The organism is Oceanisphaera avium, from assembly GCF_002157875.1.
GTDB classification, from domain to species: domain Bacteria; phylum Pseudomonadota; class Gammaproteobacteria; order Enterobacterales; family Aeromonadaceae; genus Oceanimonas; species Oceanimonas avium.
This window is the reverse complement of record NZ_CP021376.1, coordinates 1,458,474-1,472,989: the sequence shown is the minus strand read 5'-3', so window position 1 is coordinate 1,472,989 and position 14,516 is coordinate 1,458,474. Positions and strand designations below refer to the sequence as shown.

Sequence of the window (14,516 nt, the reverse complement as noted above, 5' to 3'; positions counted from 1 at the left end):
GAGTGAGCGCTTTTTAATCGTTAGCTTGAAAATTAAGCGATATATTGCTGGGGTTTGGCCGTTATAGCATAGTGCGCGCTAGGAAAGTGATTAATGGCTTGCTCCAAGGGTTGATAGTGATGAGCACTTAGCGCTAATTCATCTAGTGGCCCTTGGGGCAGGGCTAATAATTCGCGGATCATACTGGGCACTTGGTGGAGTTGTTCTGTTTTTACAAATTTTATCCGCGGCTGGTCTTGTAGCCAGTCTAGCCAAGTTTGCTGTATTTTTTGATTAGAGTTGGCTAATACCAAGCACGGGGTGCCAGTCAATAAGCAAAAAATCATGCCGTGTAATCTATCTGTGACCACCAAACGTGCCCCGCGAAACTGACTAAGTTTATCGGCGAGTGCGCTTGCACATTGCTCGTTATCTAACTGATCAGCGTTAATGACAGTGTCGGTTAGCGTAATTTTTAAACCGCTATCCATCAGCGCTCTATCGAGGCGCGCATATTGAACACTGAGCAATGCCGCTTCTTTATCTGCTCGTAAACAGCGTAGCAGGTGCGCTTTTTGAACCGGGTTTTGGCTAGCTAATTGGGCGGCTGTCACACTCATCACAATATCAGGTACTAGCCCTATTTTAACGTTTGGATAGCGAGAGAATAGAGCTCTAAGTTTGTGATAGCTTGTTATTTCTCTAGCAAAAACATGAAGATTAGGGTGGCGCGCATAGTTTTTTACTAGCTGGCGTAAGGTACGCTCCGATAGGGGCGAGTCGTCCCAATCCAGTGTTTGTGGAAAGCATACAATACGCTGCTGAGGAAAATAGCGGATCACTAATTGGCGCAATGACTCGATATCAGGATACATGACTCCCATATTGCCGCCCCCAATTAAGGTCACCAAATCATGAGGTTGTATTTGGCGGCGCACCGAGCGGATCAGCGCGCGAGTCTGATCCACGGCAATCGTCACTATATGATAATGAGGCAGTTGCTGCTTTAGGAAATTGACTTGAGCAGCAGTGATGGCCATGTCACCCACATTGCCATAATCGGCGGCTAAAAATACAAAGGCTCTGGGGCCAGGTGGTAGGGTAAGCGCTTGGGCGTTTAAGCGTGCGGCGATACGATGCTTATAAGCCACAGGAACCAAGCTTTTAATTAAGGTGTTCATTTGCGATACCCCGCTATCATTTGTTTGGCCCAATCACGGCGTCGAGAGCCTTTTGGCAATAAGCTATTTATCGGCGAGAAGGTCTTGCGCTTTATTACTTGTTCTATCTCTTTTAGCCATTGCACTCCTACGCCACTTTCTTTAATTTGCTGATAAATTAAGTTCCATTCAGCGCGCGCGCCATCGCTATGCAGTACTAGGGATTTGAAGCTTGCTAGGGTGAGCGGGGAACTAAAACAGGGTGGATTTTCTATTCCTGCTAATAAAAAATTAAGTTGGGTTCGAATACACTTTTCACAGCGTCCGCAGTTTCTATCTCTTTGTAAGCCTGTCCAACACACACGCAAATTATTGATACCGGTCGGCCATTTAGCCAATAGCGCTATTTTTTGAGAGCGACTAAAGCCTGCGCCATCGTGCACTATCTTAAAGCTGCTTGAGCTTAATAAAGGGTCAGTAATAGGATGGGAGCCACAAGGAGTAAATAAGGCATTATAAGCAGGGCCACTGCCTATTAAGCCGCTACCCGCTAGGTTTTTTAAACTACTTAATACTGAAGCCACGGCTGAGCCATAATAATGTGGCCAGTAAATATCCCAACACTCGCGAATGTTGGTTTTTACCGCAATTAAGTTAATAGTCAGATCACTGAGGGTGGTACGCGCTTTGTGAGCGGCACCTGCAAACCCAGACTCATCACTTAGCTCAATATCAAAGCCATGAACCAGCACTCCCCCTTTTAGCTGCTGGGTGGCATAGCCGGCTTGGGCGGTGGCATGGCGGTAAGTAGTAAACTGCGCATCCGTGCCACCCGAGAAGGCGACGATAGCGCCAGTAAGCGCCATTTGCGGCAAGCGCTGCTCGGTGGCAGTAATATTCACTAGCGTATAAAGCTCTGGGCACCAAGCATGCCACACTTGTTGCCATTCACTTAAGTTAGCCAGCAAGTGCTGGCACACGGCGCCGTAAATAATAATATCTGCACCTAAGTGCATTGCCGGTAATAACGCACATATTAAGTAGGCATCGGCGTCTGAGTCTTCAGGCAATACGAGAAGGCTTGGATAATCAAACCACACGGTATGCTCAAAAGAGACACCTTCTTCATTACGGTGTTTCACTAAACAACTACGACGCTGCCCTCCCTCATAAGATGAGCGAGGTTGCGGGAATAACTCTAATTTAGCTTTCACTACTTACTCCGTCCTTGGTGTAGTAACTGTTATGAGTAATAGCGGTAAACATGCCATTAAGCCAATTAAATATTTGCTTAAGATTTTTAACTTAATTAGTTGCGAGATAGATCATCTTTTTGTTAGTAAATGATAATTATTTTGCTCGTGGTCTTAAAGTAAAGGATTTATATGTTTAATAGCTTATTATTTAGTTAATTATATTGTGGCTAAGCAGTGTTTAACTTTTATTACAGTGCCATTAATTTTTTAATATTTATATTAAATGATAATTAAATATGAATAATTTAATAATAAAGCTAATGGTTTAGTCATTTTATTAATATTATAAACAGTACCTTGTTTAGTGGTAGCTAAATTACGTAATGCAACTCGCTATTTTTTCGCTTGCTCTGACGTATTGACTATGAGCATTATTAGCGTCGAGTTAAAAGTGGCTTAAGTGAAGCAAAACGACCTTGCCCATAAGACTAACCTAGCGCGATAGCCTATCGCTCTTCCAATAAGCAAAGCCAGTGTAGACAAGGAATAGGTAAATGAATTGGCTGGATATCTTTTTTTATGACACCACAGGCGCATTTCTCGCTGAGATAGCAGTGCGCGTGGTCATTATGTTTACCATGATTATTCTATTTCTTCGTTTTACCGGTAAAAGAGGAGTTAGGCAGTTATCTATCTTTGAGTTAACCATCATTTTATCTTTAGGCTCGATAGCAGGCGATCCTATGTTTACTAAAGAATTACCCTTGATCCAAGCAGTGTGGATCATGAGCCTTATTATCTCTTTATACCGCTTATGCACTTGGTTGATGATGAAATGCCAAGTCTTTGAAGACTTCTTAGAGGGCAAGCCACTTTATATCGTAGAAGATGGCGTGTTAGTGCTGGATAAAATTAAGAAAGGCGGTATGTCTCAGGATGAGTTTTTTGCTGAGATGCGGTATCAAGGTATTGAGCATCTTGGACAAGTTCGAGTGGGATTGTTAGAAACCGATGGTAATTTTAGTGTGTTATTGTTTGAGAAAAATAAGGTGCGCTACGGTCTGCCAATTTTTCCTCGCTACTATCAGTCGGTTAGCCAGATTGAAACTGGCCGTGCCTATGCCTGCATGTATTGCGGGCAGGTGGCAACTATTTCTAGTAGTAAAGAAACGTGCTCACGTTGTAACAATAACGACATGGGTTGGGCACAGGCAATAAATAGCACTGTAATTAGATAAGGCATAAAAAAAGCGCCCCGACAAAGGGCGCTTTTAAGTGCAGTGCGTTCACTAAAATTTCTTAGTTCATGCCATATTTTTTAAGCTTCTTGCGCAGTGTGCCGCGGTTGATGCCCATCATATTGGCAGCGCGAGTTTGGTTACCACGAGTGTATTGCATGATCACGTCTAGCATTGGGGCTTCGACTTCGGCGAGCACCAATTCATACAACTCAGTGACTTCTTGGCCATTGAGTTGAGATAAATAATTACGCAGCGCTTGATCTACCGAGTTGCGCAATGGGCGCTGGGTAGGCTGCTCAGAAGTTGGAGATTTAATGGTAGTAACCAGTGCATCAGAAGTCGTAGTTTGTTCGAACATATTAGGTCGGCTCTTCTTTTGTTCGTTAAGCTATATTCGCGAAATAATGCGCTAATGAGTCAAGCTGTTGCTCGGCTTCATTAAGCCCATTAAATTCACTGCGAAAGTCACGGCCCGCATCACTATCTTTTAGGTACCATCCCACATGCTTACGAGCAATACGCACGCCTTGCACTTCACCGTAAAATGCGTGTAGTGCGATAACGTGCTCTCGTATCATGGCGCGCTCCAGATCCTTATGGAGCGGCTCGGCAAGAGTACCTTGTTCCAGATAATGGCGGATTTCTCTAAATATCCAAGGCCGTCCCTGTGCAGCCCGGCCAATCATGATGGCGTCGGCGCCGGTGTCATCCAAGACAAAGCGCGCCTTTTGTGGGCTGTCGATATCCCCATTAGCAATAATAGGAATGGAGACGGCTTGTTTTATTGCTCTAATGGTATCGTATTCCGCGTCACCCTTGTACATGCAAGCACGCGTGCGCCCATGCACGGCTAGGGCCTGAATACCACAATCTTGGGCGATGCGAGCAATCTCTACGCCATTGCGGTGTTCAGGCTCCCAACCAGTACGAATTTTAAGCGTCACCGGAACCGACACTGCCTTTACCACAGCAGACACAATTTCTTGTACCAGCTGTGGATATTGCAACAGGGCAGACCCTGCCATTTTTTTATTCACTTTCTTTGCAGGACAACCCATATTGATATCAATAATTTGGGCGCCTTGGTCCACATTGAACTGGGCAGCTTCTGCCATTAATACTGGATCTGCTCCCGCAATCTGAACCGAACGAATACCGGTTTCTCCGCCATGATCCATACGCCGCAAAGACTTCTCGGTCTGCCAAACCCTAGGGTTGGAGGACATCATTTCTGACACCGCTAAACCCGCACCCATGCGCAGACATAAGGTGCGAAATGGTCTGTCGGTTACGCCAGCCATAGGAGCCACCAATAAGGGGCTAGACAGTTTGTAAGGACCAATCTGCATGAGATATCAGCTATCTTTGCTCAGGGTCGCGTATCTTACGCATTTTTTATGAGTCTGAAAAGGTCATTAATTGAACGATTGGTAAATTTTAATAAGTCAAGATAGTTGGGGTGTTTTTTATGCTATTTCATCAGCCGCTAATTTAGCTAATTAAAGATGCGTTCGAGTCTTTATTCCGGCGGTATGGCGCTGGGCTTGATGGCCGAGTCCGGCCCGCGCAGCAGCAGTATCAAGGGCAAGGCCGACAGGCTTATCCACATCATCAGTCTAAAGTCTTGCAAAAAGGCCAACACGGCGGCCTGTTGGTTCACTTGGGCGTCTATCATGGCCAAGCCTAACGGCGTTTGCAGCGACATGCTGCCGGTCTCCACTAGGTGGCGCAATGGCAGGTTAAAGTCGGTGATATAGGTGGCATAGGCCGCATGGTTGATTTGCGTGCGCTGGGCCAGATAGGTAAATACCACCGAAATACCGATACTGCTGCCAATGTTACGCATCAGGCTAAACAGCGCCGTGCCCTCGTTACGAAAATGCGGCGCCAAGGTGGCAAAGCTGATGGTCGACAGCGGCACAAACAGAAAGCCCAAACCTAGGCCTTGAATGACGCCGGTGCGAATGATGTCGGCGGCCACAATATCGGTATTAAAGTGGGTCATTTCCCACAGCGATAGGCTGGTTAAACACAGGCCAATGCAGATCTGAATGCGTACATCGAGCCGATTGGCCAATTTGCCGACCGTGACCATGGCGATCATGGTACCCACGCCGCGCGGTGCCAGCACTAAGCCGACGTCGATCACCGGATAGCCGAGCAGGTTTTGTAAAAAGGGCGGCAGCAGCGCCATGGTGGCCAGCAATATGATGCCGACAATAAAGATGAACACTAAGCCTAGGGTAAAGTTGCGATCCTTAAACAGCGCCGGCTCAATAAAGGGGGCCTTATGGGTGTAGATGTGCACGATAAACACATAAAAACCCAGTGCCGCTAAGATGGCCTCGGCGATCACCTCTTTACTGGAGAACCAATCTAGGGATTCCCCCCGATCCAGCATCATCTGCAGCGCGCCTATGCCCAGCGCCAACATGCCAAAACCAAATAGATCGAAGCGTCGCTTCTTATCGATGGCGGTTTCTTGCACGAAGCTGGCGATGCCCGCCCAAGCTAACAGGCCGAAGGGCAGGTTGATGTAAAACACCCAGCGCCAGCTGTAATACTCGGTCAGCCAGCCGCCAAGCGTAGGCCCTAAAATCGGCCCCACCATTACGCCTAAGCCCCACAGCGCCATGGCCGAGCCATGCTGCTCTTTGGGATAACTGTCGAGCATGATGGCTTGCGAGAGTGGCACTAAACTGGCGCCAAACACGCCCTGTAACAGCCGAAATAGCACGATTTGATCGAGACTCTGTGCGGCGCCACACAACATGGAGCTGATAGTAAAACCGGCCACCGACCATAAAAATAACCGTTTACGACCAAAGCGGGCACTGAGCAAACCGGTGAGCGGCATAAAAATCGCCGCCGCTACGATATAAGAGGTCAACACCCAAGATATTTGATCTTGAGTGGCGCTCATGGTGCCCTGCATGTGCGGCAGTGCCACGTTGGCGATAGTGGTATCCAACGCCTGCATCACTGTGGCCAGCATCACGGATACCGTGACCATGGCGCGGTTAGCGGTGTTGGACGAGGCGCTAGATGGCGTAGAAGAGCGGCTCATATCAGAATGGCCAGAGCGCGGCTAAGCGGTTTTTTTGTTCGGTATCGACTTCCACCGTGGCACTCAAGCCGGCCCGCAAGGGCGGCGCATCTGCATCGGGATTTAATTGAATGCGCACCGGCACTCTTTGGGTGATCTTAACCCAGTTGCCGGTGGCGTTTTGTGCCGGTATTACCGAAAACTCCGCCCCTGTGCCCGGGCTTAAGCTGTTTACCGTGCCGGTCCATTTATAGCTTGGATAGGCGTCTATGGTGATGCTGACCGGCAGGCCGGCGTGCATATGAGTAATGTCGTTTTCGGTGAAGTTGGCTTCTACCCAAGGCGAGCCGGTTTCGATCAGCATCAGGGCGATAGTGCCGGTATTGAGATACTGACTGACCTTTGGCAACTTGCTGACCACGCCGGGTACGGCGGCACGCACGGCTGTACGCGCTAAATTCAGCTTGGCCAAATTCAAATCGGCGAGGGCGCTTTTATATAAAGGGTGCTCCTCTAATGGTCGCTCTGGGCCACCGGCTAAGTTGGCGCGAATGCTGGCCATTTCTTGTTGAATAGCGGCGATCTTCAGCGCCGCCATCTTGGTAGTTTGCCGAGCATCGTCCAAACTAGCGGCGGAGGTGAAATTTTTAGCACTTAAATTGGTTTGGCGCGCTTCTTGTTTCTTGGCGTAGACCAGTTGGCTGTTGGCTAGCTCCAGCTCAGCCTCTTTCTCACCATAGCTGGCCTTAAGGGCGGTTAAGTTGGTGACCACTTGTGCCAATTTAGCCTGCGCCTGTGCTTGCTCTACCTCAAACTGCGCCGGATCTAGGGTAAACAACAGTTGGCCGGCGTTCACAGACTCGTTTTCGCGCACTAATACCTGAGCGACGGCACCCGACACTTGCGTGCTGATCGGCACCTTATCGGCCTTCACGTAGGCATTGTCGGTTTCCACATAGCGGCCACCCAATAAATAAAATATCAGGCCGATAAGGGCCAGCAATGAGGGTATTAAGATCAGCAAGACCAAGCGTAATCGCCGGCGTTTAGGAGGAATGGCGGTATCTTGGTCTAAAGTATTCATTAAATCGGTGTCCATTTGGATTTCACTTGTTGGTTTTTTTGCTACTTTTTGCCGATCCGCGGAGGCCATCTGCGCAGGGGATGGCTCAGTGGCGATAGAAAACTCGCTCTCGGGGCGGGAGGAATTAGCTTGGCTCATCACAGGCCTCTATCAAGCAAGCGGGAGATAAGTTATCGCGCACTCGGCGCAAGCTGAGGTTAAGCAAGTCGGCCTCGGTGGCGCTTAATCCTGCTAGCGCCTGTTGTTTAATGCGCTCGGTCACTTCGGCTATGGCCGCCAGCTGCGGCGCGGCGGCGGGGGTTAAATAGAGTCGGTAGGCACGCTTGTCGCGAGCATCAAGTCGGCGCTCAATTAACTGCGCCTTGGCCAGCGGCTCGAGTTGACGGGTCAGTGTGATGGGTTGCACCTCTAGCAGTTCGGCTAGCTCTACTTGGCGCAGGCCCTGATGGCGAGATAAATACACCAGCGCGCGGCTTTGGGCCAAGGTGAGAGGCTGTGTATCGGCGATGGGGTTAACCGTGTATTGACGATAAGCACGGCGCATGAGGCGCGAGATATCTGCCAGTAAAAACCCTAAGCTATCGGCTGGAATGCTCATCGGCAGCTCCAATATAGTAAGTAAGGCTTAGTATATTTTATGGGGTGGAAAAGGTGCAAAAGAAATTCTGTTTTTTTGTGTTGTGTGATGGGCGTGCTTTGGTAGGTGGCCATGTTTTAGGAAAAGAGTGCGCGGCCAATTGTGCTTAAATGTTGCTACGCGCCACCCGCCAGCTAAAGCAGGCTGCGACAAAAAGCAGAATGTGTTGATGATAAGGTATTGGTGATGGTTTGATCTTGGCAGGACACTCAATACTGGGCTCGCCCGGTATTGAGTGTGTCATCGTTAACTGATCGCTGACAGCTTAAGGCTTACAGCTGCCCGTAGGGCTTGGGCTTAACGCTTTTGGCCGCTAAGGCGCGCCCACTCTTCGCGTATGGCGGCGTCGTCCATATTAAACCACTGCCCATAGAGCTCGTTTAGGCCTTCAGCTTGGATGTCGAGAATACCCGATAGCGCCAACTGGCCGCCGGGCTTCACTAGGCTGCTGATAAGCCCTGATAACTCTTTGAGTGGACCGGCTAAAATATTGGCCACTACGATATCGGCCTGCATATTTTCCGGCTGATCTTGAGGTAAATAGACCTTTAGTCGGTCGGCCACGCCATTGCGCTCGGCGTTATCATGGCTGGCTTGCAGCGCTTGTGGGTCGATATCTATGCCGATCACTTGCTTAGCGCCCAGCTTCAAGGCGGCCAGCGCCAAGATGCCGGAGCCACAGCCGAAGTCGATCACGGTTTTATCGCTAAGATCTTGGCCGTCTAACCACTCTAAACACAGTGCTGTGGTGGGGTGAGTGCCAGTACCAAAAGCTAAGCCGGGATCTAGCATAACGTTAACGGCGCTGGGGTCTGGTACCTCACGCCAGCTTGGGCAGATCCACAGCCGTTTACCAAAGCGCATCGGATGGAAACTGTCCATCCATTCTCTGACCCAATCTTTGTCTTCTAGCTGCTCAACTTTGTAGCTAAGGTCTTTACGATAGAATTTTTTTAGAAAGGCGATAATAGGATCAGGATCGGTGGCGGCATCAAACATGCCCACTACTACGGTGTCATCCCACAATAAGGTTTCCCCAGGCAGCGGCTCATAAACGGGTTTATCTTCAGCGTCCATATAGGTCACCGCTTGTGCACCGCGCCCAAGCAGCATATTACTGACTTTGTCGGCGGTTTTTTCGGTGGCATTAATGCGAATTTGTATCCAAGGCATGGCGTGGCTCGTCAAACGATAAAGTGGGGATTCTAGCATAAAAGCACCACATCGAGCACCCAGCACCACGCTGAGTAACACCGATTAAACAAGGCAGCGGCACTTATCGTTTTAGAAGGGTTTGTTGTCTATAGATTTTGTAACCAAGAGAGGCGGCTCGCTAAAGCGAGCCGCTAATTTCTATTAAGATAGCGGCATAAATATATTTATAAAAAAACGGCGCCCGTAGGCGCCGTTTAGCAAGTTACTGGATAGCGAGCATCAATTACAGACCCAGTTTTTTCTCTAGGTAATGGATATTGGTGCCGCCATTTCGGAAATTTTCATCCCGCATAATTTCTTGATGCAGTGGGATGTTGGTTTTAATACCTTCTATCACTAGCTCATTCAGGGCATGGGTCATGCGCGCGATGGCAATATCGCGGTTTTCGCCGTAGCAGATAAGCTTACCGATCATGGAGTCGTAGTAAGGTGGCACTTTATAACCGGCATAAATATGCGAGTCCCAACGCACACCTAAGCCACCTGGAGAGTGGAATAAGGTAATTTCGCCTGGGCTTGGAATAAAGCTGTGCGGGTCTTCGGCATTAATTCGACACTCAATGGCATGGCCACGAACGGTGACTTGCTCTTGAGTGATCGACAAAGGCATGCCAGCCGCAATGCGCAGTTGTTCTTTGATTAAGTCCACACCGGTGATCATCTCGGTGATAGGGTGCTCAACCTGAATTCGGGTATTCATTTCAATGAAATAGAATTCGCCATTTTCATATAAGAACTCAAAGGTACCGGCACCACGATAGCCAATTTCCACACAGGCTTTACAGCAGCGCTCACCGATAAACTTGCGCATTTCTGCAGTAATACCAGGAGCGGGCGCTTCTTCTACTACTTTTTGGTGACGACGCTGCATAGAGCAATCACGCTCACCTAAATGAATGGCATTGCCTTGGCCGTCGGCTAAGATTTGAATTTCAATGTGGCGAGGGTTCTCGAGGAACTTCTCCATATATACCACATCACTACCAAACACAGAGCCGGCTTCGGCTTTGGTCATGGTAATGGACTTCTCTAGTTCGGCTTCGCTGCGTACCACACGCATACCCCGACCACCACCGCCTGCGGCAGCTTTAATGATCACTGGGTAACCAATACGCTTAGCAATGGCGGCGTTTTTCTTTGCATCGTCGCTAATAGGGCCGTCTGAACCAGGTACACAGGGCACGCCGGTTTTTTTCATGGCAGCGATGGCTGAAACTTTATCACCCATTAAGCGAATGGTATCGCCTTTAGGACCGATAAAGACGAAGCCAGATTTTTCTACCTGATCGGCAAAGTCGGCATTTTCTGCCAAAAAGCCATATCCTGGGTGAATCGCAACTGCATCGGTGACTTCAGCCGCCGCAATAATAGAGGGAATATTTAAATACGACTGGCTTGACTGATTACCACCGATACAGATGGACTCGTCAGCTAACAGTACGTGTTTTAATTCACGGTCGGCCGTGGAGTGCACCGCTACCGTTTTGATCCCGAGCTCTTTACAAGCGCGCAGGATCCGCAAGGCAATTTCACCGCGATTAGCGATGACTACTTTATCCAGCATGAGACTTCCTTTATTCGATGATGAACAGCGGCTCGTCAAACTCAACCGGCTCGCCATTGTCGATCAAGATGGCTTTAATAACGCCCCCTTTATCGGCTTCAATTTGGTTCATCATCTTCATGGCTTCAACGATGCACAAGGTATCCCCTACGTTCACAGTTTGGCCTACTTCAACGAAGTCTTTCGCACCTGGGCTGGCGGCACGGTAGAAAGTACCTACCATAGGTGAGCGCATAACATGACCGCTCATTGCCGGTACACCTGGCTCTTCGGGTGCAGGAGCCGTGGGTGCTAGGGCGTGAGCCATAGGAGCTGCTTGTGGTGCTGGTGCCGCTTGAAACTGCTGATACTGGGGCTGCATCATGGCAGGGGGATTGCCGTAACGGCTGATGCGAACCGACTCTTCACCTTCAGAGATCTCCAGTTCGGCGATACCTGACTCTTCAACCAGTTCGATCAGTTTTTTAATTTTACGAATATCCATGAGCATTCTCTTGTTTGTTGGTACTGAATTGGAAATTAACGACGACGTAAATAACGACTCGCCGCTTCCAGGGCAAATTCGTAACCATCACTACCCAATCCGCAAATCACTCCTAGCGCTTTATCGGCCAGATAAGAATGATGACGAAACGGCTCACGAGCGTGCACATTCGATAAGTGAACTTCGATAAAAGGAATGTTAACTCCCAATAACGCATCGCGAATGGCCACACTGGTGTGCGTAAAGGCCGCGGGATTAATAATAATAAAATCCTGCTGACCGTAAGCTTGGTGTATGGCATCAATGAGTTGATGTTCCGCATTAGACTGCAGATGACTCAGCGCTATCTGCTGGGCACTGGCTTGCTTAGTTAAACGAGTAACAATATCTGCTAACCCCTCTTGACCGTAAATGCCCGGCTCCCGTTGTCCTAACAGATTAAGGTTGGGTCCGTTAAGTAACAGAATTCGGAAATGTTCGGCCATTGTGCAGCAATCCTCGGCAATCTTGCGGTGTTTACATCGTTAGTTAAGGAGCCTATCCGTTTTTGCCCATAACTGGCAAATAAAATCTTCGGTTTAGCTCAGACGGGCCAATTATAGCGATTTCGTGGGAATTGGCAGCAAATTACTGGTCTAATGACTAAAAGAACTCAATTTTAACCGCGTACTGCGCTTTTTTGGTCTACCGGGCGGGGGTGGCTCGTGACGTTTAGGCTAATAAATAAAAAATCCGTGATCTTGTCGTCATTTTTAGCCTTTTATTAAGCAGGTTTACTAAGCGATATAAGTAATACTAGGATTTTTTAAGACATAATTTGCCGCGAGCTAGGCAATTTAGCTAACACTAAGTCCACTCATTAAGGCCAGCCATAAAAAATGCCGCGCTAAGGCGGCATCTTTATAAGGCAACCGTTAGGAAGCTTGGTTACGCTCAGCAATTAAGCGATCCACTACCGCCGGATCGGCCAGGGTTGAAGTATCGCCTAAGGTATCGGTTTCGCCGGTGGCAATTTTTCGCAAAATTCTGCGCATTATCTTACCGGAGCGAGTTTTAGGTAAGCCCTCGGCCCAGTGGATAATGTCTGGCGAAGCGATGGGGCCTATTTCTTTACGCACCCAATCTTTTACCTCTTTATGTAATTCAGCGCTGGGCACTTCACCTTCATTTAAGGTGATGTAGGCGTAAATGCCTTGGCCTTTAATCTCATGAGGTACACCCACAATGGCCGCTTCAGCAATTTTAGGGTGAGCCACTAGGGCTGACTCTATTTCTGCGGTGCCCATACGGTGGCCGGATACGTTTAGCACATCATCCACGCGCCCGGTAATCCAGTAATAACCGTCTTCATCGCGCTTAGCGCCATCACCACAGAAGTAGGTGCCAGGGAAGGTGGAGAAGTAGGTTTGCTCAAATCGGTCGTGATCGCCATAGATAGTGCGCATTTGGCCAGGCCAAGAGTCGAGGATCACTAAGTTACCTTCCACTGCTCCTTCTAAAATAGTACCCTCACCATCGACGATGGCCGGTTGTACACCAAAGAAAGGGCGGGTGGCGGAGCCGGCTTTTAGGGTAGTGGCGCCGGGCAGCGGCGCAATTAAAATTCCGCCGGTCTCAGTTTGCCACCAAGTATCCACAATAGGACAGCGCTCATCGCCAATTACTCGGTAGTACCACTCCCAAGCTTCGGGGTTGATGGGCTCGCCTACAGAGCCAAGAATACGCAAGCTCTTGCGACTGGTGCCCTCTACCGCTTCATCACCTTTAGCCATAAAGGCACGAATCGCCGTAGGGGCGGTATATAAAATATTAACGTGGTGCTTATCAACAATTTCGCTCATGCGACTGGTTTTAGGATAATTGGGCACCCCTTCAAACATTAAAGTAGTAGCACCATTAGCTAGTGGACCATATAAAATATAGGAGTGTCCCGTTACCCAACCTACATCCGCCGTACACCAGTGCACATCACCTGGGTGATAATCAAAAATATATTTAAAGGTCATGGCGGCATAAACTAAATAACCGCCTGTGGTGTGCAATACGCCTTTGGGTGTGCCGGTGGAGCCTGAGGTGTAGAGAATAAACAGCGGGTCTTCAGCCTTCATGACTTCTGGCTCACACACGGCGTCTACCTTGGCCATGGCTTCATGCCACCAAATATTACGCTCGCTATCCCACGCCACCTCATTACCCGTACGCTGATACACAATCACTTTACAGTCTTTACTCACACCTGGCTTAGCCAAGGCGGCATCGACGTTAGCTTTAAGCGGCACTGCACGCCCACCGCGTAAGCCTTCATCGGCGGTGATTACTAATTTGGCATTAGAGTCGATAATACGACTGGCCACCGCATCGGGAGAAAATCCACCAAATACCACAGAGTGCACGGCGCCAATACGCGTACAGGCCAGCATGGCGACGGCGGCCTCTACCACCATGGGCATATAAAGACTCACCACATCGCCTTTTTTTACGCCTTGAGCTTTAAGCACGTTAGCAAAGCGACACACTTGCTCATGTAATTGGCGATAGGTAACTTTTTTATCATCATCAGGATTGTCGCCTTCCCAAATAATGGCGACGTCATCGGCTTTAGTGGCTAAATGGCGATCGATGCAGTTGGCCGAGACGTTAAGGGTGCCATCTTCAAACCATTTAATGCTGATATGGCCCGGATCAAAGGAAGTATGTTTCACCTTGGTATAGGGCGTAATCCAGTCGATGCACTTACCTTGCTCTGCCCAAAATTTATCAGGAGCCTCAATAGACTCTTGATACATGCGCAAGTAACCCGCCTCATCGAGGTGGGCGTGCTCGGCAATGTGTGCCTTAACCGGATGAACCTTAACTTCACTCATTATTCCGCTCCTTGGTATAAACCAAATTACCCCTAGGGTATGACAA

Annotated in this window: 13 protein-coding genes; 1 reads left to right on the top strand and 12 read right to left on the bottom strand. The window is 48.8% G+C overall.

Annotated features, from left to right (window positions below; all coding sequences use genetic code 11):
- Window positions 1–32: 32 nt before the first annotated feature.
- Complete coding sequence (locus tag CBP12_RS06780; RefSeq protein WP_086963766.1) at window positions 33–1,160, bottom strand: polysaccharide pyruvyl transferase family protein; 1,128 nt, start codon at window positions 1,158–1,160, stop codon at window positions 33–35.
- Window positions 1,157–2,353 (bottom strand): hypothetical protein, encoded by a 1,197-nt coding sequence (locus tag CBP12_RS06775; RefSeq protein ID WP_086963765.1) that lies wholly within the window; start codon window positions 2,351–2,353, stop codon window positions 1,157–1,159. The genes CBP12_RS06780 and CBP12_RS06775 overlap by 4 nt, the downstream gene beginning before the upstream one ends.
- 536 nt (window positions 2,354–2,889) lie before the next feature.
- On the opposite strand from CBP12_RS06775, the gene CBP12_RS06770 reads away from it, so the two are divergent.
- Window positions 2,890–3,573, top strand: a complete 684-nt coding sequence (locus CBP12_RS06770) for a DUF421 domain-containing protein (protein ID WP_086963764.1) — start codon at window positions 2,890–2,892, stop codon at window positions 3,571–3,573.
- 61 nt (window positions 3,574–3,634) lie between these two features.
- On the opposite strand, the gene fis is transcribed toward CBP12_RS06770, so the two are convergent.
- The 10 genes from fis to acs form a co-directional block, all read right to left on the bottom strand.
- Complete coding sequence (gene fis / locus CBP12_RS06765) at window positions 3,635–3,934, bottom strand: DNA-binding transcriptional regulator Fis (protein WP_086963763.1); 300 nt, start codon at window positions 3,932–3,934, stop codon at window positions 3,635–3,637.
- 25 nt (window positions 3,935–3,959) lie between these two features.
- The gene (gene dusB, locus CBP12_RS06760; protein ID WP_157420067.1) at window positions 3,960–4,925 is read right to left on the bottom strand and encodes a tRNA dihydrouridine synthase DusB; all 966 of its coding nucleotides are present in this window, start codon (window positions 4,923–4,925) and stop codon (window positions 3,960–3,962) included.
- A 170-nt stretch (window positions 4,926–5,095) separates the two neighbouring features.
- Window positions 5,096–6,643, bottom strand: coding sequence for a DHA2 family efflux MFS transporter permease subunit (locus tag CBP12_RS06755; protein WP_198341759.1), 1,548 nt, complete (start codon window positions 6,641–6,643; stop codon window positions 5,096–5,098).
- Between the two features lies 1 nt (window position 6,644).
- Window positions 6,645–7,844 carry an HlyD family secretion protein gene (locus tag CBP12_RS06750; RefSeq protein ID WP_232455027.1) on the bottom strand — a complete coding sequence of 400 codons (1,200 nt, stop codon included), beginning with the start codon at window positions 7,842–7,844 and terminating at the stop codon, window positions 6,645–6,647.
- A complete protein-coding gene (locus CBP12_RS06745; protein WP_086963762.1) occupies window positions 7,831–8,304 on the bottom strand; it encodes a MarR family winged helix-turn-helix transcriptional regulator in 474 nt (157 codons plus the stop codon). The genes CBP12_RS06750 and CBP12_RS06745 overlap by 14 nt, the downstream gene beginning before the upstream one ends.
- A gap of 336 nt (window positions 8,305–8,640) precedes the next feature.
- Complete coding sequence (gene prmA, locus CBP12_RS06740; protein WP_086965428.1) at window positions 8,641–9,516, bottom strand: 50S ribosomal protein L11 methyltransferase; 876 nt, start codon at window positions 9,514–9,516, stop codon at window positions 8,641–8,643.
- A gap of 265 nt (window positions 9,517–9,781) precedes the next feature.
- The gene (accC, locus tag CBP12_RS06735) at window positions 9,782–11,122 is read right to left on the bottom strand and encodes an acetyl-CoA carboxylase biotin carboxylase subunit (protein ID WP_086963761.1); all 1,341 of its coding nucleotides are present in this window, start codon (window positions 11,120–11,122) and stop codon (window positions 9,782–9,784) included.
- Window positions 11,123–11,132: 10 nt separating this feature from the next.
- Window positions 11,133–11,606: an acetyl-CoA carboxylase biotin carboxyl carrier protein gene (gene accB / locus CBP12_RS06730; RefSeq protein WP_086963760.1), complete on the bottom strand. Its 474-nt coding sequence runs from the start codon at window positions 11,604–11,606 to the stop codon at window positions 11,133–11,135.
- A gap of 35 nt (window positions 11,607–11,641) precedes the next feature.
- Window positions 11,642–12,091 (bottom strand): type II 3-dehydroquinate dehydratase, encoded by a 450-nt coding sequence (gene aroQ / locus CBP12_RS06725; protein WP_086963759.1) that lies wholly within the window; start codon window positions 12,089–12,091, stop codon window positions 11,642–11,644.
- Between the two features lie 429 nt (window positions 12,092–12,520).
- The gene (gene acs, locus CBP12_RS06720; protein WP_086963758.1) at window positions 12,521–14,470 is read right to left on the bottom strand and encodes an acetate--CoA ligase; all 1,950 of its coding nucleotides are present in this window, start codon (window positions 14,468–14,470) and stop codon (window positions 12,521–12,523) included.
- Window positions 14,471–14,516 lie beyond the last annotated feature (46 nt).

Bases quoted from the DNA above. Each gene is read 5' to 3' on its own strand.
- CBP12_RS06780 (WP_086963766.1), bottom strand. From the start codon at position 1,160: ATGAACACCTTAATTAAAAGCTTGGTTCCTGTGGCTTATAAGCATCGT.
- CBP12_RS06770 (WP_086963764.1), top strand. From the start codon at position 2,890: ATGAATTGGCTGGATATCTTTTTTTATGACACCACAGGCGCATTTCTC.
- fis (WP_086963763.1), bottom strand. From the start codon at position 3,934: ATGTTCGAACAAACTACGACTTCTGATGCACTGGTTACTACCATTAAA.
- dusB (WP_157420067.1), bottom strand. From the start codon at position 4,925: ATGCAGATTGGTCCTTACAAACTGTCTAGCCCCTTATTGGTGGCTCCT.
- CBP12_RS06755 (WP_198341759.1), bottom strand. From the start codon at position 6,643: ATGAGCCGCTCTTCTACGCCATCTAGCGCCTCGTCCAACACCGCTAAC.
- CBP12_RS06750 (WP_232455027.1), bottom strand. From the start codon at position 7,844: ATGAGCCAAGCTAATTCCTCCCGCCCCGAGAGCGAGTTTTCTATCGCC.
- CBP12_RS06745 (WP_086963762.1), bottom strand. From the start codon at position 8,304: ATGAGCATTCCAGCCGATAGCTTAGGGTTTTTACTGGCAGATATCTCG.
- prmA (WP_086965428.1), bottom strand. From the start codon at position 9,516: ATGCCTTGGATACAAATTCGCATTAATGCCACCGAAAAAACCGCCGAC.
- accC (WP_086963761.1), bottom strand. From the start codon at position 11,122: ATGCTGGATAAAGTAGTCATCGCTAATCGCGGTGAAATTGCCTTGCGG.
- accB (WP_086963760.1), bottom strand. From the start codon at position 11,606: ATGGATATTCGTAAAATTAAAAAACTGATCGAACTGGTTGAAGAGTCA.
- aroQ (WP_086963759.1), bottom strand. From the start codon at position 12,091: ATGGCCGAACATTTCCGAATTCTGTTACTTAACGGACCCAACCTTAAT.
- acs (WP_086963758.1), bottom strand. From the start codon at position 14,470: ATGAGTGAAGTTAAGGTTCATCCGGTTAAGGCACACATTGCCGAGCAC.